We start from the raw sequence: 20,604 nt of genomic DNA, 5'->3' as shown, positions 1-20,604 counted from the left end.
CTGTCGGAACCTGCTGTTACAATGCCGCGTCTGCGAATCTCCAGTACTTATTGATCAGGAGCACACCGGTGCCTGTCGTTTTTGTCGCCGCTTCCAAGCTGCCAACGTCTTTTGCGCAATTCACCATGCACGGCTTTCTCGATGAAGAAAACGGACGCGAGCACGTTGTGCTGAGCCTGGGGGAGTTCGACGATGGTGCCCCGGTACTCGGCCGGTTGCACTCCGAATGCCTGACCGGCGATGCCTTGTTCAGCCAGCGTTGCGACTGCGGCTCGCAACTCGAGGCCGCCTTGCAGGCCATCGCCCGTGAAGGTCGCGGCGTGTTGCTCTACTTGCGTCAGGAAGGCCGTGGCATTGGCTTGCTGAACAAGATCCGCGCCTATGAATTGCAGGACGGCGGTGCCGATACCGTTGAAGCCAACGAGCGCCTGGGCTTCGCCGCTGACCAGCGCGATTACGCCATGTGCCTGCCGATGCTGGAACATCTGGGTGTGAAGTCCCTGCGCCTGATGACCAACAACCCACGCAAGGTCAAAGCCCTGACCGACATGGGCATTGTGGTTGCCGAGCGCGTGCCGTTGCACACCGGTCACAACCCGCACAACAAACTCTACCTGGCCACCAAGGCCAGCAAGCTCGACCACATGATGGGCAACGAGCATCAGGGCGAGGCAGACCGGGCGTGACCCGAGGTCAGGTACGGCGGCGACTGTCCGTCAATTGGTGGCAATACCTGGCGCTGGCCTTGTTGCCGCTGTTTGTGATCAACGGCGTGTTTGGCCAGAGCGAGGCGATTCTGCCAGTGCTGGCGATGCCCTTTTTCATCGCCGGTGTGGCTTCGATGTTTGTCAGCCTGAAATTTTTCGGCGGCTACAAGCACGCACTGATCGCCACCCAGAAAGCCCTCGATACCCCTGAAGAACCGACTGCCTGGATCGATTTGGCTGCCAAGCGCCGCACTGCGTTTCTGGCTGCCGCTCTGCCGGCCTGGATCGGCGCCCTGGCGGTATTCGTCGGTCTGGAAGCGGTACCGCTGGTGCTGCTGTCGCTGTCGACCATGGTGCTGTTCTACCTCTATCGTATTCCGCGTCAACTCGCCTGATGTTTCGGGTCTGGCTGGCGGTTTTGCTGCTGGCCGTCAACGGCTCGGCATTGGCGGTTGAACGCGTTGTCAGCCTCGCGCCGTCTCTCTCTGAAATCGTTGTTGAGTTGGGTTCGGCCGACCTGCTGGTGGGCGTGCTGGATGCCGGTGAGCGTCCTGCCGAGCTCAATGACCTTCCTTCGGTGGGCCGCTACGGTCAATTGGACATGGAGCGGCTGCTCAGTCTCAAACCCGATCTGTTATTGCTCTGGCCCGGCAGCGTCGGGCCGGGCCAGCGTGAACAGCTCAAGCGGTTGAACATCCCGACCTACGTTGCTGAGCCTCACACTCTTGAACAACTCACTGCGCAGATTGAGGCCATTGCCACGCAACTCGGCCGGCCAGAGCGGGGCAGAACGTTGGCGGCTGATTTGAGCCAGAAACTGGATTCGTTGCGCCAGCGCTATCGACGGGACAAGCCGTTGCAGGTGTTTTATCAGGTCTGGGATCGGCCGCTGTACACCGTCGGTGGCGGGCAGATTATCAGCGATGCGCTTGAAGTGTGCGGGGCCCGTAACGTCTTTGCCGACCTGACACTGCCGGCGCCGCAGGTCAGTGTCGAAGCGGTGTTGCAGCGTAATCCCGAAGTGATTCTGGCCAGTGATCAGGCGCAGCTCGATGCGTGGAAAGCCTGGCCGCAGGTGGCGGCGGTGGCGCAGGGGCAGTTGTTGCTGGTGAAGGATAAGGGGTTGGAGCGGCCGAGTGGGCAGATGATCGAAGCGACGGCCAGTCTCTGTCAGCTAATTTCGCCTTCACGCTGATCGTTCCCACGCTCTTCGTGGGAATGATCGTGGGGTCAAAGCGCTGGCGTCCAGGTCACACCAAACATCCACGCCCGACCTTCTTCTCTATATCCAAACTGACTGCCGTCATGGCTGTAAAGCGCCCGGCTATAACCCTTGTCCAGCAGGTTATCCACCTTCAGCTCAAGCTTGATCTCACGATTCAACGCCCAACTACTGCGCAACCCCAGCAGCGCATACCCACCTAACGGCTGCTGATTTTTTTCATCGTCATAGCTGCTACTCACGGCTTGCCAACTGGCGCCGAGGCCTAGCCGGTCAAACTGCCGGTCCAGGTCCAGGCTCAAGGTCTGCCGCGCACGACGAGCCAGGGTGTGACCGCTGTCGCGATCACGCGGGTCGATGATCGCCACGCCGAGGTTGCTCTGCCAGCCGAACAGTTCCTGTTTCAACGCCGCTTCGAACCCATTGATCCGGGCCGAGGCCACGTTCTGCGGTCGTGAGTTGCTGCCAAAAATAATCGCGTCTTCAAGGTCCGTTCGATACAGCGAAGCTTCCAGGCGACTGGTATCGGTCAGCTGACTGCGCCACTGCAGCTCGTAGCTTTTCGACGTTTCAGGCTTCAGGTCGGGGTTGCTGAAATCCGGGTAATACAAGTCATTGAAGGTCGGCGCGCGGAAGCCTTCGCTATAGGTCAGCAGTACGTCGTTGTGCGGATTCAGCGGCAGGGTGAAGGTGCCGCTCCAGCTGTTCTGACCGCCGAATTGCTGATTCTGGTCGCGTCGCAAGCCCAGCTCCGTGGAAAAACGGTCCGCCTGATAGCGATGCTGAATAAACGCCGCGCGGTTCCAGCGGCTGTCCTCGTCGAATGGCGTGCTGCTGTTGATCCGGTCTTCGTACCAGTCGCCGCCGAGGATCAAGCTGTTGCGCTCATCCAGAGCCAGGTCGTTCTGCCAGTTCACCGAGTCGCGGTAAGTGTTGAATACGCTGCGCTCATCACTGAGCTTGTCTAAGGTCTTCTCGCGGTTTTCGCTGTGGCCGAATTCGACGCGGGTTTTCCAGATATCGTTAACCCGAGCGTCGACGTAACTGCTGACGCTGCTCACGGCGAAATCGCTGTAGGGCTGCTGTTGGAGCGACTCGAAGGTGGTCGTGTCGAAGCGGCCGAACGGATTGTCGAATTCGCTTTTGCCACGGTTATCCAACAGATTGGTGCCGATTTCGATGTCATCGGTGAGGGCGTGACTCACGCTCAGACTCACCGACTTGTTGCGGTATTCGTCATGATCGCCATCGCTTGGGTACGACTCGTGTGTGCGATTGATCCCGGCGGTTTCATCGAGGCTGGCGCCGAGGTTGAAGCGGGTTTTCTCATCGCCGCCGGATAATCCGAGGCTGCGCTCCCAGGTCTGGTTGCTGCCAAAACCCACATGCATCCGTGGTTGCAAGCCTGATTCGGCGCCGCGACGGGTGAATATCTGAATCACCCCACCAATCGCATCGCTGCCGTAAATCACTGAACGAGAGCCGCGCAACACTTCAACACGCTCGACCTGTTCGATGTTGATGTGTTGCAGGTTGCTGTCGCCGGAGGTCGAGTTGCCAATGCGTTGACCGTCCACCAACACTAGGCTCTGCGCCGACCCTGCGCCGCGAATATAGACCCCCGGCAGACTGCCGCGCCCGCCGGTTTGTCCGACTTGCACGCCCGGCACGCGACTTAGCAAGTCAGTGACGCTGCCCGGTTGCAGGCGGTCGATGTCTTCGCGGGTGAACACGGTGTTGGCGGCGCTGCTGTCGTTGCGGGCTTCGACTTGGCGGTTGGCGCTGATCAGCACGTCGGGCAGCTTCAGGGCTTGATCGCGTTCGAAGGTTTGCGCCAGCAGTTGGCCGGCCGGCAGAAGGGTCAGCGTCAGGGCGAAAGGGGAGAGTTTCATCGGCAATCCAATGGCGCTTTTAGGCGAACACAAATTTTGAAAGGTACAGAAAACCAATGTGGGAGCGAGCGTGCTCGCGAAAGCGGTGTGTCAGTCAACATCTAAGTCGACTGACACACCGCTTTCGCGAGCAGGCTCGCTCCCACAGGGTTTTGCATTTATTCAGATGTTGAGCAGTTGCAAACGCTGACGAATCGAAGCCTCGATCCCGGCCTCATCCAACCCGCACTCAGCCAGCATTTGCGCAGGCTTGGCATGCTCGACGTAGCTGTCCGGCAAGCCCAGGTGCAGCATCGACTTGAGGATGTTTTCCCGGGCGAGGAACTCGCTGACCGCGCCACCGGCGCCGCCCATGATCGCGTTTTCTTCGATGGTCACCAGCAACTCATGGCTGTCAGCGATTTCGCGAACCAGTGCTTCATCGAGTGGTTTGACGAAGCGCATGTCGACCACGCTCGCATCCAGCTTCTCGGCGACTTTCAGCGCCTCGGTCAGTTGCACACCGAACACCAGCAAGGCGACTTTGCTGCCCTGACGGCGAATGACACCCTTGCCGATTTCAATCGGTTCGAGATTCTTCTCGATCGTCGCGTTCGGGCCAGAGCCACGCGGATAACGCACCGCCGCCGGGCCGTTGAACAGGTGGCCGGTGGTGAGCATCTTACGCAATTCGTTTTCGTCGCTCGGGGTCATCACCAGCATGCCGGGGATGCAGCGCAGGAACGACAGGTCGAAGCTGCCCGCGTGAGTCGGACCGTCTTCGCCCACCAGGCCCGCGCGGTCGATGGCGAACAACACGTCGAGGTTTTGCACCGCCACATCATGCACAAGCTGGTCGTAACCGCGTTGCAGGAACGTCGAATAAATCGCCACCACCGGTTTCGCGCCTTCGCAGGCCATGCCGGCAGCGAGGGTCACGGCGTGCTGCTCGGCAATCGCCACATCGAAATAGCGCAGCGGGAAACGCTCGCTGAAAGCCACCAGGTCGGAGCCTTCCTTCATCGCGGGAGTGATGCCCACCAAACGCGGATCGGACGCGGCCATGTCGCATAGCCATTCACCGAACACGCCGGAATACTTCGGTCCGCCGGCTTTCTTCGGCGCGGCAGCCGGAGCGTCCAGCGGTTCGAGTTTGGTGATCGCGTGGTAACCGATCGGGTCGACTTCCGCCGGGGCGAAGCCTTTGCCTTTCTTGGTGACGACGTGCAGGAACTGCGGGCCTTTCAGATCGCGCATGTTGCGCAGGGTGGCGATCAGGGTCGGCAGGTCGTGGCCATCGATCGGGCCGATGTAGTTCCAGCCCAGCTCTTCAAACAGCGTGCCGGGAACCAGCATGCCTTTGGCGTATTCTTCGGTGCGACGGGCGATTTCCCAGGCGCCGGGCAGGCGCGACAGGACCTTTTTGCTGCCCTCGCGCATGCTTGCGTAAGTGCGGCTGGAAAGGATTTTCGCCAGGTAATTCGACAGCCCGCCGACGTTGCGCGAGATCGACATGTCGTTGTCGTTGAGGATCACCAGCATGTTGGCGTTCACTTCCGGCGCATGATTCAGCGCCTCGAAGGCCATGCCGGCGGTCAACGCGCCGTCGCCGATCACCGCGATCGCCTTGCGATCACTGTTCTGCAGGCGGGCGGCAATCGCCATGCCCAGCGCTGCGCTGATCGAGGTGCTGGAGTGGCCGACGCCAAACGTGTCGTACTCGCTCTCGGAGCGACGCGGGAAGGCGGCAACACCGTCCTTCTGACGCAGGGTGCCCATGCGTTCGCGACGGCCGGTGAGGATTTTGTGCGGATAGGCCTGATGACCCACGTCCCACACCAGCCGGTCATCCGGGGTGTCGAAGACGTAATGCAACGCGATAGTCAGCTCGATGACGCCCAGGCCGGCACCGAAATGCCCGCCGGTCTGACCGACCGTGTAGAGCAATTCCAGGCGCAACTCATCGGCCAGGGTTTCCAGCTCGGCTTCGCCTAACCGGCGCAGGTCGTCCGGCGTGTTGGCACGGTCGAGCAGGGGCGTGGTCGGGCGCTTACGGGGAATCTCATGAAACGTCGTGGGCATCAGGCGAATCGTTATAGGTATAAAAGATGCGGCAGTTTACCTGATGCATCGCCCCCTGCCCACGCGTTGGTTTTAACTTGGCGGATACGCCGTCAGCTACGGCGGGTGACGATATACCGGGCCAGATCGCGCAACGGCTCGGCTGCCGCGTCAAACGGTCGCAGCGCGTGCAGGGCCTGATCGCGCAGTTCCAGGGCGTAAGCCTTGGCGGCGTCGAGGCCGAGCAGGGCCGGGTAGGTCGGCTTGTCGCGAGCAATGTCAGCGCCTTGACGCTTGCCGAGGGTTTCGGTATCGCTTTCGACGTCGAGAATGTCGTCCTGCACCTGGAACGCCAGGCCGATGGCCTGTGCATAAGTCTGCAAGGATTTCAGTTCGTCTTTTTCGGCGCGGCCACTGGCCAGGGCGCCGAGTTTGACGCTGGCCTCGATCAGCGCGCCAGTCTTGTGCCGATGCATGTATTCGAGGGCTATTTGATCGAGTTTCAAACCGACCGAGCCGAGGTCGATGGCCTGACCGCCGACCATGCCTGCCGGACCTGCGGCCAATGCCAGAGCACTGACCATTTGCAGGCGGAGGTGATCGGAGGTGAGAGCAGCGTCAGCGTTGCTCAGACGCGGATCAAGCAGGGCGCTGAACGCCAGGCTCTGCAAGCCGTCACCGGCCAGAATCGCGCAGGCTTCATCGAATTTTTTATGCGTAGTCGGCTGGCCACGACGCAAATCATCGTCGTCCATCGCCGGCAAATCGTCGTGCACCAGGGAATAGGCGTGGATCAGCTCCACCGCGCAAGCCGCGCCGTTGGCTTGCTCAGCCTTGCCGCCCAGCGCTTCGCACGCGGCGTAGGCCAGCAGCGGGCGGACCCGTTTGCCGCCATTCATCACGCTGTAGCGCATGGCTTCGTACAGCCGCGCCAGCTCAGGGCTCGGCGCGCTGAACAGGGTTTCCAGTGCAGCATTGACGCGGGCCTGGCTGGTCGCCGAATACGCTGCAATCATTCTGGCTGATCCGCGTCGAAGGGTTCCTCGGCCAACTCGCCGTCACGCTCGAGCAGCACCTGAACCTTTTGCTCGGCCTGGGCCAGCGCCGCCTGGCAATCGCGAGTCAGACCAATGCCCTGCTCGAAAGCCGTCAGCGAGTCTTCCAGCGACAGTTCGCCGTTCTCCAGACGCTCTACCAGCGTTTGCAGGTCAGCGAGAGATTGTTCGAAATCCAGTGCAGCTTTTTTGCGGGCCATGGCGGCTATTTCCGGTTGACGTTAAACCGGCGCGACACTAGCAGACATGGGGGTTATGGGCAAATGAGCGGGGGACTCACCGCTGTATTTCGCCACAGCCTGATACTGCGCGGCACTGATGCCCTCCGAGAAACCTCGCTCCCCGCCATCGAGCAAGCGGTTCAGCACCTTGGTTTGCTCGGTTGAAAGCTCTGATTCCCGATGCTCCTGCCAGAAACGCGCCTTGCCAAGTACCGACTCAATCCGTGCCATGGCCTGTTGCAAGCTGCGCAGCAGGGGTTGCAGAAACCATTCCAGCCACTCGGTGATATCCAGTGTGGCTTTCTGGCAGGTTTCGAGCACTCGATAATAGCCGGACCGATCTTCGAGAATGCTCGCGGACATGGCATAGAAGCGGATGGCTTGGTCTTCACCCTGAGCCAATGCCAGATCGGTAATCGTTCGCGTCAGGCGACCGTTGCCATCGTCGAAAGGGCGCAGTGTCACAAACCAGAAGTGCGCGATGCCAGCCCGCAGCAATGGATCAAGTCCCGCCTGATTTCGGCTGGCGGTAAACCAGGTGAGGAAGGTGTCGAGCTGTCGCTCAAGGCCCTGACGAGGCGGGGCTTCGAAGTGAACGGTTGGTCTGTCGATGCTCTTGGTAAGCGGCTTCACGCTCGCGCTTTCCAATTGCAACCACGAACACCACGACCTCTTGATCCAGAACCTGATAGATCAGACGGTAGCCACCGCTGCGGAGCTTTAACTTGTAGCAATCTGGCAGATGGCGAAGCCGGTTGGCTTCTACACGGGGATTTATCAGGACTTCAACGAGTTTTTCTTGAACTGCTGGCGCAAGGTGTCGCCCAGTTTGTTCCACTCTTTCAACGCGCGCCGATCAAATTCGAGGCTATAGGTCATCCAGGCTTACCTTGACTCGCTGGGGGGCGGCAAGACGTTCAGTGACCACGGCGATGAGAGCTTCATCCTCTTCGCTGAGTAATGTGGCTTTGAAAGGCAACTTGCCGCGCTCGGCGACGTATTGAAGAGTTTGGCGTAGAAGCTCGGAAGGCGTTACTCCGAGTTTTTCCAGCTCAGCAAACGAACGCTGCTTCAGTTCATCGTCGATGCGAATGTTGATAGAAGCCATGGTGAAAAACCTGTAATGACGTTTGTCGTTACGGTAGTAATTGTTCCTTTACTCGACAACCCCTCATTCAAAGTTTTCAGACGATGGGTATGCTTTCTTCCAGGCATTAAAAAGCCGGCTTGTGGGCGGCTTTTCTAGCGTCCATCAAAGTCCGCGCTCATCTGGAAGCACAGCGTCAGTGGCCCGTAAATAAAGGCTTTATTGCTTTTTGATGTCCATTGCTTGCCAGTGCCCGCCAACATCATCTACCGTTCCGGGTATGGGCCTGAGTATGGGCTGGGTTTCTGGTGGGTATATGGTCAAGCTGACAGTTAAGGGAATCGCCGGGTTGTTGAAGTCCGGTAAACGAGGCTACGCCGGTGACGGCGGAAACCTGTATTTCAAGTACAACGTTGATGGCAAGGGAAGCTGGATTTTTCGCTACAAGTGGAACGGCAAGTCACGTGATATGGGGCTTGGGTCTTATCCAGACATCAGCCTGCCCGATGCTCGTGCAAATGCTCTGGAGGCTCGCCGGGTATTGAATACGGGCGCAGACCCACTATCGGAGCGAGAGGTCGCACGCGAAGCTCACAGAGCGGTAGAGCGGGCTGCTGAGGCCAAACGTCACTCGTTCAAAAGCCTTGCCCTTGAGTATCACCAAGCGCATAGCGGAAAGCATTCCGAGAAGTGGCGAAAGGGTTGGGTGCGAAAAATGGAGAAGTATGCGTTTCCATTGATCGGTGACCTTCCTGCTGAGGCGGTCGAGGTGGGTCATGTGCAAAAGATTTTGAACCCTATATGGGGGGAGAAAACTCGCACGGCTGACGAGGTTAGGGGGCAAATCGAGCAGGTGCTCGATGCTGCGAAAGCACGAGGCTTACGAGGGGGCGAAAATCCAGCGCGTTGGCGGGGGAACTTGGAGCATCTCCTCTCCAGAGATGCAAAGAAAGCTGCCCGACAGCGCCAGCATTTTGCAGCTATGAAGTGGTCTGAGTTGCCTGTGTTGATGGCGAATCTTCAAAAGGATGACACTCTCCCATCGTTTGCTGCTCAGTTATTGATCTTGACTGGTGCTCGGGCTCACATGGCCCGGTTTGCATGTTGGGAGGAATTCGATTTTGCTTCTAAAATCTGGGTGCTATCGGCTGAACGCATGAAGGCGCGGAAGGCCTTTGCAATCCCACTCTCCGAGCAGGTCATAGGGATGCTCGCCAAGATCCCGCGCATTGAGGGGAGCTCATTTCTTTTTCCTGGGCGAGGAAAGAGCGGGGTTATGCATGCAAATGCCGTGCGTACACTTCTGCATGGGATGAAGCACGCTGACATCACCCGTCACGGGTTTCGATCAACATTCCGGGATTGGGCTGCGGAAAATACTGACCATTCTCGTGAGGTCTGTGAGATGGCGCTTGCACATGATGACCGTGATCAAACCGAGGGGGCCTATTCCCGGACTGACTTTCTCGAGAAGCGTCGGCCACTAATGCAAGAGTGGGTGGATTTTGCACTGGCCTCGAATCTTTCAGCGTAAGTACCGTAAGCTTCCCTTAAAGAAGCATTCGATGAGGTGATCTAATATGCGGGCAGATCTAATTGGTTTGAAGTGGTTCAGCGTGGAGCAGGCGCTACTTTGGTTGAAGGATGAGGCAGGCGTCGAGCTGTTAGAAAACGATTTGCTAGCGCAGTGCGATGCTGGACGGTGTGCCGTATACCTCAACGTTGATAACTTGAAGGGCGTTTGCTTTGAAGGACTCAGGGATGAGCACGATGAACGGTTTCACACTGTCTACGGCGTGGGCAAAGGTCAAGTCATTAATCCTCGAGTATTCATTGAAGTCGCGGGTACGGTCGAGGTAGAGCTGGACATCTCAGGCGAGGTCCGTCAACTCCAGCTCGCAGAGGCGGATAGCCGCCACGCAGAAAGCATGGTGAATACCAATTACAACGGTTCCTCGTTCGAAGTCGCCGGCTATATCGCTCCAGTCGTGTATTTCGAATGGCATTGAATCCTTCCTTGGGGTCTGTCCTATGGAATCTGAGGCTACATGTTCAACTATAAACGCAGCTTCCTATCATACCCCAGTATGTACATCCGCCCGGTCGTTCGCTCTTGATCGGAACGGCCGCTTCACGCCCTGAGGAAGTCAGTCAACCTAAATCGAGGTTCTTGAGGAGCGGAGAACCACGATTCCCCCACTCTCCAGCTAGAATGCCATCATAATCCGGCTCAATCCGGCTCAATCCGGCTCACGCTAATCCTCATTCCTGCATATCGGTTATCAACGAATGGACATCGAACACGAACGGCTTGCCAGTCTCATTGAGTTTGCGAAACAGACCACCCTTATGCAGAAAAAGCCTGCTATAGCGGTGAACCAGCACAACAACTTCAGCGTATCGGAAGCCAAGCTCTTAGCTCTGCCAGGCGTGCACCTCAATGTGGAGTCGCAGGATGAGGACCATATTTGGTTACGGCTCGACCGACTGCATGAGACAGCGCCGCCCCTACCGGAGAATGAGCTACTTGGCGTCTGGATCGATTTGAAGGGGACACCAGACATCGAACCGGCCTTGAAGCCAAGTATTTCCATGGATGAGTTGGCGAAAATTAATGCCCTTCCCCCTGAAGGGGAGACTCAGATGTGGGCGATTTCTCAAGGTGAGGACGTTTCGGGGTCAATTGCGTTAGAGCATTATCCTGATGCCGTCGAGCTGAGGGCGCACCTCATAGCGTACCTCTTGGGTACCTGGTCCCCTTGGGCAGCAGAAGAAAAAAAACGTCGTAAAAGCATTGCGCAGTACTCCGATTTTTTCCTGCTGATTCAGCAGATGCAGGGCAATCTCGGTGATGCTCAATTGGAGGTTGTATGGGGGATAGGCGTCGCTACCTGGGACCATCCAAGCGTGGGCAAGATCGAGTATCCGCTACTCACCCAGCTGGTTGAGATCGAAATCAACGAAAAGACGATGGCCATCGAGGTCCGGCCCCGCCAAACCGACCCGCGCTTAGAAGTAGACGCCTATGTGGCTGCCGAGATCGCAGGAGTTGGCCCACTAACGACGCAAACCAAGGATTTTTTCAAGAAAAGCGACGTAAGCCTTAACCCTTTCATGCCTTCAACGTTTGATCCAGTCATTCGCATGGCTTCGTCGCTGCTGGACATGCAAGGCCAGTATGTACCGGCGATCGCTTCCATTGACGATCGCTCAGTTCCAAAGCCGGGCAAACATCTCGCACTGACTGACACCTGGGTCCTGTTTGCTCGACCGCGTGACACAAATCTATTTTTGCAAGACCTAGAACGCTTCGAAGAAATCATCGAAGCCAATGCTGTACTCCCACCAGCGCTTCAGGCCATCTTCACAGCCCCGTCTAATACAGTCGAAGATTTAGTTCTGCCACCTTTTCGCGGGCTTTCCTATGTACTTGGGTCTCATGGCTCAGAGGCGAATCCGGCAACTCAAAAGGAACTCTACTTTCCAAAACCGTATAACGATGAGCAGGTGCAAATCATCCAGCTGCTTGAAGTAAGTGACGGAGTGGTTGTGCAAGGGCCGCCTGGTACAGGAAAGACTCATACCATTGCCAACGTGATTAGCCATTACCTCGCCAATGGGAAGCGGGTTTTGGTCACATCAATGAAGGATCCTGCCCTCGCAGTCTTGCGAGAAAAGCTGCCCGAGGATATCCGCCCGCTGGCCATCAGCTTGCTGAGCAGCGAAGCCGACGGAATGAAACAGTTTGAGTTTTCCATCGAAAAAATTGCTGCAGAAGTTCAACGAATTGACCGGGCGGCCTACAAGCGGGAGATTGAGCAAATTGATGGGGAAATTGACACGCTCCATGCTCAGATTTCGTCATTAGATCGCGAGGTCAACGCGTGGGCGGATCGCAATCTATCGAACATCAGTATCGACGATGAGTCCATCAGCCCGACTGCTGCTGCAACGATCGTTTCCGCCAAACAGGAAGAAATCGCTTGGTTCCCCGACGAACTCAGCGCAGATAGCTGCCATCGGCCGCAGTTCGATACTCAAGACATCATCGCCTTGCGTGAAGCTCGTATGCAAGTTAGAGACTTGCTGGTTTACCTTGGCAAAAAAGTCCCTCAACTGAACGACTTTCCAGATGCCAAGAAGCTGATTCAAGTACATCTGGACCTGGCGCATGAGTTGGAACTGCAGAAGAAAGAAAGCAGAGGCGACGTCCCGCGCCTGCGAGACCAGAGTATCGATATTATCGAAGAGGCCTCTGCGTTATACGACAGTGTCACCGCACAGCTAAAAACTCGTACCCGACTGGACGCTATGGAACAACCATGGCTAGCAGAGATGGAAGCCCATCTGCAAAGCGCCGGCCATGAAGATATTTTCAATTTTTTTCTCGCACTTAAAGAAGAAATCGAAGACGCGATCACCGAGCGAAAGAACTTCATTGCACGACCTGTGCAACTGACATTCGAGTCAGAAAACAACGATGAAATGGTGAAAGCCGTTGAAAACCTCTCATCAGGACGGCGGCCGTTTGGCCTCACCGGGCTGCTGGGCAAGTCTGCGCAAAAGCAACAACTCGATAACATACAAATACTTGGTTCCAAGGCGGAAACTGTCGAGGACTGGGGCCACATCTACCGCTTCATCCGCTACCAGCAACGCTCCCGTGCCCTGCTCATGCGCTGGAATGCTCTCGCTGCTGAGTTGCCCCTGCCGAGATTCGAGACGGGCGCAGATGAACTTCTGTCAGCCACTAAGGCGCTGGAGCTCTTCGACCTCATTTGTCAGTCAGATGCCGCGACCAATGAAATTGAGCTAGGTCTGGCTAAGCTGATTCCCGACTGGTCACGCTCTGCGCAATTACGCGCCGAAAAAAGCGTATTGGTCGAGGCTGAAAACTTTCTCGCCCATCACCTGACTAGAAATCGGTTGGCTGAAGCATGGGCCATCAAAGAATCGTTCCAGAAAGCGTTAGCTGGTTGTGAGGGCGACATTACAGCTCGCTTTTATAACTTCTTGAGCGATACCCTCGGCAGTCTTGAGGTACAAACGACGACTGTTCAAGCCCATTGGTCGGAGCTCATGGAGGAGTTGCGGCGAGTGCTAGAGCAGGGAACAGCGCTACGTACAATATCTGAGATCACAGATACCATTGAGGCTTCTGGTGCTGCGCTCTGGGCTAGCCAGCTCCGGAGTGAAGTCAGTGAGGGGCCAGTGGATTTGATTCTGCCGGGAAACTGCCTCGATATATGGCGCCTGCGACGGCTAGCCTGTCACCTCGAAAAGATCGATGGACGCAAAGAGTTAAAGCGCCTATTCAAACAGCGTAGAGAGCTGGAGCGCGACTTGGCAAAGTTGTACCAGGACGCCGTGGTGAAACGAACTTGGCTGCGCCTATCGGAAAACGCAACTCATGGAGTGCGAGCTGCCTTGGAGCTGTATCGGTCAGCCATCCGCAAGATTGGAAAGGGAACAGGAGTCAGAGCTAGCCGCTATCGGAAGGATGCAAGGGTTGCGGCGGAAACGGCGAACTCTGCTATCCCGTGCTGGATCATGCCTCATTACCGTATTTGTGAAAGCCTTCCTGCCACATTTGGCGCTTTCGACTTAGTGATCATCGACGAGGCCTCTCAATCCGACCTAAGTGCGTTACCGGCGCTTCTGCGCGCGAAAAAAGTATTGATTGTCGGTGATGACAAGCAGGTATCGCCGGAAGGGATCGGTATGGAGGAAGATCGGTTGCAGGGGATGATGAACCGTTTCCTCGGCAACCAAGTGGAGTTGTACCGACCTTTGATGTCGCCGGAGCGCTCTCTTTACGATTTGTTTCGGGTTGTTTTCGCCAAGAGCACCACCATGCTGCGTGAGCACTTCCGGTGTGTTGCGCCTATCATCGAATACTCCAAGCGTGAGTTCTATCGCGATGAACTCAAGCCCCTACGTTTGCCGTTGATGACAGAGCGACTGGACCCGCCCCTGATAGATCTGAAAGTCATGGATGGTGTAAAAAAGGGCAAGATAAATCTTTCTGAAGCAAATGTAATTGTTGAGGAAATTCGCCAGATAGTGAATACACCAGCACTGAACGGTAGGTCTATCGGTGTCGTTTCGCTGCTGGGCGCGGAGCAAGCGCAGAAAATTATGCAAATGCTCACCAAGGAGCTAGGGGAAGAGATAATCGCGAAATACCATATCAACTGTGGGGATGCCCGGACTTTCCAAGGTAAAGAGCGGGACATCATGTTTCTTTCCATGGTGGTCTCAGCTGGCGATGCTCATGCCCAAACGCGTGACTCAATGAAGCAGCGATTCAACGTAGCAGCGTCTCGTGCGCGTGATCGTATGTATCTTGTGCGAAGCTTGGATCTTTCCGAACTTAGTCATGCCGATGAGCTTCGTCGAGGTCTATTTCAGCATTTTGAGTCGCCGTTTGCGGTGGACCCAGTGGAAGTCTCCGATCTCCGAGAGCTCTGTGAGTCAGGCTTCGAGCGCGATGTATATGACGACCTAACCAATCGAGGATACCGGGTCATCCCTCAGGTGCCAGTGGGCGCCTTCCGGCTTGATATGGTAGTTGAAGGCGACAACGATAGTCGCTTGGCCATTGAGTGCGATGGTGATCGCTACCATGGCCCTGATGTATGGGATGCCGACATGCGGCGTCAGCGCATCCTAGAGCGAGCAGGCTGGCGCTTCTGGCGCTGCTTCGCTTCGGCCTACACTCTGCGTAAGGAAGAGGTTCTGCTTGATCTACTTGACACCTTAGCTGGCATGGGGATTGTGCCTGCTAGTTGTGGAGGGGGCGCTAAAAGCATCCACGTTGGCCGCCGGGAGGTCTATGGTTACCCCAAGGTTAACGTCGACTATGAGACAGAGACAGTGGTTTCCGACATTAACAGTGAAGAAAACGAACGCGCTTCGACAGGCTCACGGTAATACGGAGAGGGAGGTTGCAGGCTAAAATTCAATCAACAAACATGTAAAGTTGCGGTGAAACGTAGCCCCACCAAGGTGTGACACTGCCGCTAACATCTAGCTTTATAGCCTCAGAAACTGGGCGCTGCGCGGGTCGTGGGTTCGAATCACGCCAGGGGCGCTCAGGTCAATGACATGGGGGATTTGTATAGGGGATGACCAAGCACCGGGGGCAGGGTCTGCTTGTGGCGAATTCAGGCCCAATTACGAGTTGTCTGATTGTCTGCATTAGCTCGGTGCTAACTGCCCATCTCTGGAGTATGGGCTGAAGTGTGGGCTGGCTCGGTCGTTGACTAAAAAAGTCTTATTTTACAAAAGCTTATGGAATTAAAAAGCCGGCTTGTGGCCGGCTTCTCGGGGACTGGCTTGGTTTATTTTTGGTAAACCGCGCCAGCCTTCAAAACGTACACCCGGATCTTGCGTCCGGCTGTGGGACTTGGCGAGAAAGTGATCTGCCTTGTCGGTGCGATCTGAGCCGCGGAGCGGGTCGATGCGCAAATGTGGGGCGCAGCATACTGATTTTTTTGAGAAATTCCCAGCTTGGTGTATGTGATAGAGCGATTGCAGTGATGTGTAGCAGCTGACGAGCGCAGAGTTCGCCAGATGCCACGGGGTTGCGTTCTCACAGGAAGGGCACCGACGGCCGGCGTTTGTTCAGGGTCGACCACCAGAACACCCATCCCAATACCCTGATGTTCTGCTTATCAATCTGCTCGGCATTGAAAATCTCATCCGGATACTCGGCTTTGTTATGGCTGCGCAACCGCAGCGCATTTCCCGGCATCCGATGCAGGTACTTGATCCGCAACATCCCGTCGTGCTCGATCGCATAAATCTCCCCGTCAACAATCTGGTTCAGCCCGCGGTCGATGGCGAGGGTCGAGCCATCCTCAATCCTCTCGCCCATGCTGTTGCCGATCATGTGGGCGCAGATGGCATCGGCGTGGTTGATTTCCAGGGAGTCGAGGTGGCTTTTGGGTAGGCGAATGAATTGACCGGGGTCTTCGACGACATGGGTTTTGTAGGACCCAGGGGCGATGACTGTTTCTTTGTAGAAGGGCAACTCGACGTCGGTGGGCTCGATGACCGTGTAAAGGCCGCGGATGGCCTGAGCGTCGAAGGTGTTGCCGCTCTCGTCAAGCAGACGCAGGTGTTTGGCGTCTTTCGGGCCTTCGCCGGTTTTCAGCCACTCACTGTTCACGGACAGTTTTCTGGCGACTTCTTCTATGCGGTAGTCGGGCACGCCGCGGGTGTACCAGTTGTGGACGTTTTGTGCCTGTGGGATTTGCAGGAAATCGGCAAATGCCGTCGTCGTGATATTCGACTCTTCGAGGAGCATTTTGAATCGTGGGCCGCAGGTTTTGTTCTTTTTCATAAACACGAGTCTACGGGCGCAGGACGGGGCTTTGAATAAACGACTCGTTCAATTTTCGAGGGAAATTTAAGTCCGGATGTAAGACGCTTTTAGTAGAAATTAAACAAGAAAAACCAATGCAGTCATGCGTTCAACGTGCCGTTTAAGGCGCTTTACGAGTACCCACAAAAAACCCCGGATCAACCGGGGTTCTTTGCTAAAGATGATTGTCAGTCGCGACTATCAGCCTTTATAGGCAGCAACCGACTTCATGATCTCGGTGCGAGCGGCTTCTGCGTCGCCCCAACCTTCGATCTTCACCCATTTGCCTTTTTCGAGGTCTTTGTAGTTCTCGAAGAAGTGCTTGATCTGTTCCAGCAGCAGCGGTGGCAGATCGGTGTATTCCTTCACGTCGACGTACAGCTGGGACAGCTTGTCGTGTGGGACTGCGATGACTTTGGCATCGCCGCCGCCGTCGTCGGTCATGTGCAGGATGCCGACTGGGCGCGCGCGGATAACCGAGCCTGGAGCAACCGGGTAAGGGGTCACGACCAGCACGTCGAGGGGGTCACCGTCGTCAGCCAGGGTATTTGGGATGAAACCGTAGTTGGCCGGGTAGAACATCGGGGTGGCCATGAAACGGTCAACGAACAGGCAATCGCTGTCTTTGTCGATTTCGTATTTGATCGGCGCGTGGTTGGCCGGGATCTCGATCGCGACGTAGATGTCGTTCGGCAGGTCTTTGCCAGCCGGAATCTTGCTGTAGCTCATTGGGCGGTGCCCCCGTTAGTTGACCAAAAACACTTGGCCGGATTGACCAAAAAGTGGCGGCGATTATAGGCATATTCCGCCACCGTTGCTATGTGCCAGAGGTCTTGTAGACCTTAGTCGTGTGCCTGATAGACCGGGTCTTCCGCCAGAAGTTGCCGCAGCCGGCCCAGCGGGTCCTGACGATAAAACAGCTTCAGTTGCTCATACACCTGAGGATACGCCTCGTGCAGCAAATCCGGGGCGCTGAAGAAGTATTCGCTGGTGACGGCGAAGAACTCGGCGGGGTTTTCCGCCGCGTACGGGTCGATGGCCGTTTCGGCATCGGGATTGCGCTCCAGTTGCCGGTCGAGGTCGTCGTAGGCCTCTTGCATGACCTTGGCCCAGTCGCTGACCCGCATGTCGGCGTGCAGCGGCGGCAGGCCGTTGGCGTCGCCGTTGAGCATGTCGAGTTTGTGCGCGAGTTCGTGGATCACCAGGTTGTAGCCTTCCCAGCCACCGCTGGCCATCACGCCGGGCCAGGCGAGGATGATCGGGCCTTGCTGCCAGGCTTCGCCGCTGTGTTCGCCGTCCCATTCGTGCTCGACGCCGCTGGCATCGCGGTGGCGCTGAGGGCTGAGAAAGTCGTCGGGATAGAGGACGATTTCGTGGAAACCCTGATACCAGTTCAGGTCGCCCAGATGCAGCAGTGGCAATTGCGCCTGGGCAGCAAGCAGCAGGCGTTGTTCCTGATGGAGTTCGACGCCGGGGAGGGCGGTCAGGTGTTTGTCCTGCAGGAACAGCACGCAGGCTTCACGCAGCCACTGGTCTTCAGCGGCGCTGATGCCATCGAGAAAACTCAGGTGATGGCGCACCCGCTGCCACATATCGTCGGCAATCGGGTGCTTGGCCAGCGTGCGCTGGCGACGCCAGGCGCTAAGGGACCACATTGCGAGTCAGCGCGGGTGGGCTTTGGACGCGGTGTTGCCGAAGCGGCTGCGGATGACGCCGATGATCATCGGTACCAGCGACAGCAGAATGATACCGACCACCAGCAACGACAGGTTTTGCTTGATGAACGGTACGTTGCCGAAGAAGTAACCGAGGGTGACCAGGCCGCCGACCCACAGGATGGTGCCGAGAATGCTGAAGCCGAAAAAACGTGGATACGGCATTTTCGCCACACCGGCGACGAACGGGGCAAAGGTACGGATGATCGGCAGGAAACGCGCCAACGTCACGGTTTTGCCGCCGTGCTTGTCGTAGAAATCATGGGTTTGTTGCAGATAGTCGCGGCGGAAAATTTTCGAGTTCGGGTTGCTGAAGAGTTTCTCTCCTGCGGTTCGTCCGATCACGTAGTTGGTGCTGTCACCGAGAATCGCCGCCAGCATCAGCAGGCCGCCCAGCAGTACCGGGTCCATACCGCCGCCGGCCGCTACGGCGCCAGCAATGAATAGCAGGGAATCGCCCGGCAGGAATGGCATCACCACCAGGCCGGTTTCGCAGAAAATCACCAGAAACAGGATGGCGTAGATCCATGGCCCGTAGTTGTTCACTAGCAAGTCGAGGTAAACATCGAGATGCAGGATAAGGTCGAGCGGGTTGAAATCCATGGAGGGCACCTGTGGTGACGGCCCGACTCAGCAGGCCTGTGCGGATGACTTCGCGAAAGCCTACAGACGGGTGTAGTTTTTCTTACAAGCCGGAACGGTCGGCATTATACGGGCTGAGAGGTGAAAAGCGCGTCGAGTTTGTAGCCGGGAATGTCGATGGAGTTATATCGGTTGGGGGGGTAATCGTTTCCTGCGGGGTCGAGCCTGCTAGCGATTCAGGCACCTTGGTGTGTCAGTCACACCGAGGCGATGCTATCGCGAGCAGGCTCGCTCCCACAGTTTGCGGTACGAATCAGAGGCCTTCGCTGATCGGCAATACATAGTTCTTGAACTCGGTGTCTTCCTTGAACCCGATAGACTCGTAGGTTTTTTGCGCAACTTCGTTGTTGCTGCTGGTGGAAACCCGCATGCGCACGGCATTGGTTTCCTTGGCCATTTTCTTCGCGGTGCGGATCAGATTGTCGGCCACCAGTTGTCGGCGGGCTTCTTCGGCGACATAGATGTCGTTGAGGATCCACACGCGTTTAAGCGAAAGAGAGGAAAAGCTCGGGTACAACTGACAAAAGCCCATCAGTTTGTTGCTGTCATCATCGGCCAGGGCCAGGTAGATCACCGATTCCTTGCGGCGCAGGCGTTTTTCGAGGAACGCCCGGGACGAGTCCGGATACGCCAGAGAGCCATAAAACTCGCGATATTTGACGAACAACGGGGTCAGCAGGTCCAGGTGTTCGAGGGTCGCTTGAATAATCCGCATGGTAGGTCTCGTCTTCAAGTGGCTGTCTTGCGCGGTGACGGCGAGGGGGAAATCCTGGCAGCCGTGCTTCGATCCTGCCTGAAACGGGAATAGAAGCGCAATGCAGAAACGGTTCAGGAGTTCGGCGGAATCAGTAGGAAATTACCTTTCATGGCCGCTCCTGCGTCCGACTCCAGTGTCTGAACCTGGGCTTCGTCCTTCAAGTTGACCCCCGATAGCTGTCGTCGGCAGGCCTCGCGCATCAAATACAGCAATCGGTGTGCCGCCATGCCATAACTCAAGCCTTCGAGCCGCACATTGGAGATGCAGTTGCGATAGGCATCCGTCAGCCCGACCTTGGGATTGTAGGTGAAATATAACCCCAGGCTGTCTGGCGAACTGAGGCCAGGGCGTTCGCCGATCAGGATCACCACCATTTTTGCGCCCAGCAGCTCGCCGATCTCGTCAGCCACCGCGACCCGGCCTTGTTCCACCAGAATCACTGGAGACAAAGACCAGCCCTCAGCTGAAACCTGTTCTTCCACCCGCGCCAGAAACGGCAGGGTATGACGATGAACGGCCAGTGCCGATAAACCATCGGCGACGACGATAACCAGGTCTACACCGCCAGAATTGGCCGACGCGTATTCGCGCAGGATCTTCGCCGATTCATCACTTAGCTTTCGTCCCAGATCGGGGCGTTGCAGATAGCTGTCGCGATCCTTGGCCGCGCTGTGCAGTAGCAAACTCTCTCGCCCGCACTCGGCCAGTTGCGAGCTGAGCCCGGCATGGTCGAACGGCAAGTGCACCGCATCCCGAGCCTGGGCGTGGGCATACTGGAAATCCAATTGCGCGCTGGTTGGCATGCTGGTGCCGGTGCGGCCCAAGGCAATCCGCGCCGGGGTCAGGCGGCGCAGAGCCAGCAATGGATTTTGTGGATCAACAGGTGGTTTATCCATCT

General features: G+C 56.8%; 17 protein-coding genes and 2 pseudogenes. 6 read left to right on the top strand and 13 right to left on the bottom strand.

Going from position 1 to position 20,604, the window contains the following annotated elements; genetic code table 11:
* Window positions 1–68 precede the first annotated feature (68 nt).
* The 3 genes from ribA to FQ185_RS17605 are packed head-to-tail and all read left to right on the top strand — an operon-like array spanning window position 69 to window position 1,902.
* Entirely contained in the window at window positions 69–686 is a 618-nt protein-coding gene (gene ribA / locus FQ185_RS17615) for a GTP cyclohydrolase II (protein ID WP_149418516.1), read from the top strand.
* A complete protein-coding gene (locus FQ185_RS17610) occupies window positions 683–1,102 on the top strand; it encodes an MFS transporter (protein WP_149418515.1) in 420 nt (139 codons plus the stop codon). Before ribA ends, FQ185_RS17610 begins: the two co-directional genes overlap by 4 nt.
* A complete protein-coding gene (locus FQ185_RS17605; protein ID WP_149418514.1) occupies window positions 1,102–1,902 on the top strand; it encodes a cobalamin-binding protein in 801 nt (266 codons plus the stop codon). Before FQ185_RS17610 ends, FQ185_RS17605 begins: the two co-directional genes overlap by 1 nt.
* A gap of 35 nt (window positions 1,903–1,937) precedes the next feature.
* Here FQ185_RS17605 and FQ185_RS17600 read toward each other — a convergent pair whose 3' ends face one another.
* From FQ185_RS17600 to FQ185_RS17570, 7 genes and pseudogenes are all read right to left on the bottom strand, one after another.
* Window positions 1,938–3,821, bottom strand: coding sequence for a TonB-dependent receptor domain-containing protein (locus FQ185_RS17600; RefSeq protein ID WP_149418513.1), 1,884 nt, complete (start codon window positions 3,819–3,821; stop codon window positions 1,938–1,940).
* Between the two features lie 162 nt (window positions 3,822–3,983).
* Window positions 3,984–5,882 carry a 1-deoxy-D-xylulose-5-phosphate synthase gene (gene dxs / locus FQ185_RS17595; RefSeq protein WP_149418512.1) on the bottom strand — a complete coding sequence of 633 codons (1,899 nt, stop codon included), beginning with the start codon at window positions 5,880–5,882 and terminating at the stop codon, window positions 3,984–3,986.
* 92 nt (window positions 5,883–5,974) lie between these two features.
* On the bottom strand, window positions 5,975–6,877 hold the full coding sequence (ispA, locus tag FQ185_RS17590) for a (2E,6E)-farnesyl diphosphate synthase (RefSeq protein ID WP_149418511.1): 903 nt from the start codon (window positions 6,875–6,877) through the stop codon (window positions 5,975–5,977).
* Window positions 6,874–7,116: an exodeoxyribonuclease VII small subunit gene (locus FQ185_RS17585; RefSeq protein ID WP_007894317.1), complete on the bottom strand. Its 243-nt coding sequence runs from the start codon at window positions 7,114–7,116 to the stop codon at window positions 6,874–6,876. The genes ispA and FQ185_RS17585 overlap by 4 nt, the downstream gene beginning before the upstream one ends.
* A gap of 81 nt (window positions 7,117–7,197) precedes the next feature.
* Window positions 7,198–7,749, bottom strand: a pseudogene (locus FQ185_RS17580) (Fic family protein); the annotation flags it as partial.
* A pseudogene (locus tag FQ185_RS17575) lies at window positions 7,700–8,016 on the bottom strand (type II toxin-antitoxin system RelE/ParE family toxin). The pseudogenes FQ185_RS17575 and FQ185_RS17580, both read right to left, overlap by 50 nt.
* A complete protein-coding gene (locus tag FQ185_RS17570; protein WP_149418510.1) occupies window positions 8,006–8,245 on the bottom strand; it encodes a type II toxin-antitoxin system RelB/DinJ family antitoxin in 240 nt (79 codons plus the stop codon). Before FQ185_RS17570 ends, FQ185_RS17575 begins: the two are co-directional and overlap by 11 nt.
* A 295-nt stretch (window positions 8,246–8,540) precedes the next feature.
* Here FQ185_RS17570 and FQ185_RS17565 point away from each other — a divergent pair, with 295 nt between their 5' ends.
* From FQ185_RS17565 to FQ185_RS17555, 3 genes are all read left to right on the top strand, one after another.
* The gene (locus FQ185_RS17565) at window positions 8,541–9,758 is read left to right on the top strand and encodes an integrase arm-type DNA-binding domain-containing protein (protein WP_149418509.1); all 1,218 of its coding nucleotides are present in this window, start codon (window positions 8,541–8,543) and stop codon (window positions 9,756–9,758) included.
* A gap of 46 nt (window positions 9,759–9,804) precedes the next feature.
* Complete coding sequence (locus FQ185_RS17560; protein ID WP_149418508.1) at window positions 9,805–10,233, top strand: hypothetical protein; 429 nt, start codon at window positions 9,805–9,807, stop codon at window positions 10,231–10,233.
* A 280-nt stretch (window positions 10,234–10,513) separates the two neighbouring features.
* Window positions 10,514–15,157: an AAA domain-containing protein gene (locus FQ185_RS17555; protein WP_149418507.1), complete on the top strand. Its 4,644-nt coding sequence runs from the start codon at window positions 10,514–10,516 to the stop codon at window positions 15,155–15,157.
* Between the two features lie 661 nt (window positions 15,158–15,818).
* On the opposite strand, the gene FQ185_RS17550 is transcribed toward FQ185_RS17555, so the two are convergent.
* The 6 genes from FQ185_RS17550 to eutC all read right to left on the bottom strand — a co-directional run bounded on the left by FQ185_RS17550 (window position 15,819) and on the right by eutC (window position 20,602).
* The gene (locus FQ185_RS17550; protein ID WP_149418506.1) at window positions 15,819–16,571 is read right to left on the bottom strand and encodes a helix-turn-helix transcriptional regulator; all 753 of its coding nucleotides are present in this window, start codon (window positions 16,569–16,571) and stop codon (window positions 15,819–15,821) included.
* Between the two features lie 222 nt (window positions 16,572–16,793).
* The gene (gene ppa, locus FQ185_RS17545) at window positions 16,794–17,321 is read right to left on the bottom strand and encodes an inorganic diphosphatase (RefSeq protein ID WP_028620880.1); all 528 of its coding nucleotides are present in this window, start codon (window positions 17,319–17,321) and stop codon (window positions 16,794–16,796) included.
* Window positions 17,322–17,434: 113 nt separating this feature from the next.
* On the bottom strand, window positions 17,435–18,247 hold the full coding sequence (locus FQ185_RS17540) for a zinc-dependent peptidase (RefSeq protein WP_149418505.1): 813 nt from the start codon (window positions 18,245–18,247) through the stop codon (window positions 17,435–17,437).
* 6 nt (window positions 18,248–18,253) lie between these two features.
* Window positions 18,254–18,910 (bottom strand): DedA family protein, encoded by a 657-nt coding sequence (locus FQ185_RS17535; RefSeq protein ID WP_149418504.1) that lies wholly within the window; start codon window positions 18,908–18,910, stop codon window positions 18,254–18,256.
* A gap of 292 nt (window positions 18,911–19,202) precedes the next feature.
* The gene (locus FQ185_RS17530) at window positions 19,203–19,664 is read right to left on the bottom strand and encodes an N-acetyltransferase (RefSeq protein WP_149418503.1); all 462 of its coding nucleotides are present in this window, start codon (window positions 19,662–19,664) and stop codon (window positions 19,203–19,205) included.
* A 113-nt stretch (window positions 19,665–19,777) separates the two neighbouring features.
* Window positions 19,778–20,602: an ethanolamine ammonia-lyase subunit EutC gene (eutC, locus tag FQ185_RS17525; protein ID WP_178113550.1), complete on the bottom strand. Its 825-nt coding sequence runs from the start codon at window positions 20,600–20,602 to the stop codon at window positions 19,778–19,780.
* Window positions 20,603–20,604: the final 2 nt, after the last annotated feature.

Origin of the sequence: Pseudomonas sp. ANT_H12B (assembly GCF_008369325.1) — a bacterium.
Classification (GTDB): Bacteria; Pseudomonadota; Gammaproteobacteria; order Pseudomonadales; family Pseudomonadaceae; genus Aquipseudomonas.
The sequence above is the reverse complement of the archived record's forward strand: the minus strand, read 5'-3'. Positions and strand labels throughout refer to the sequence as shown.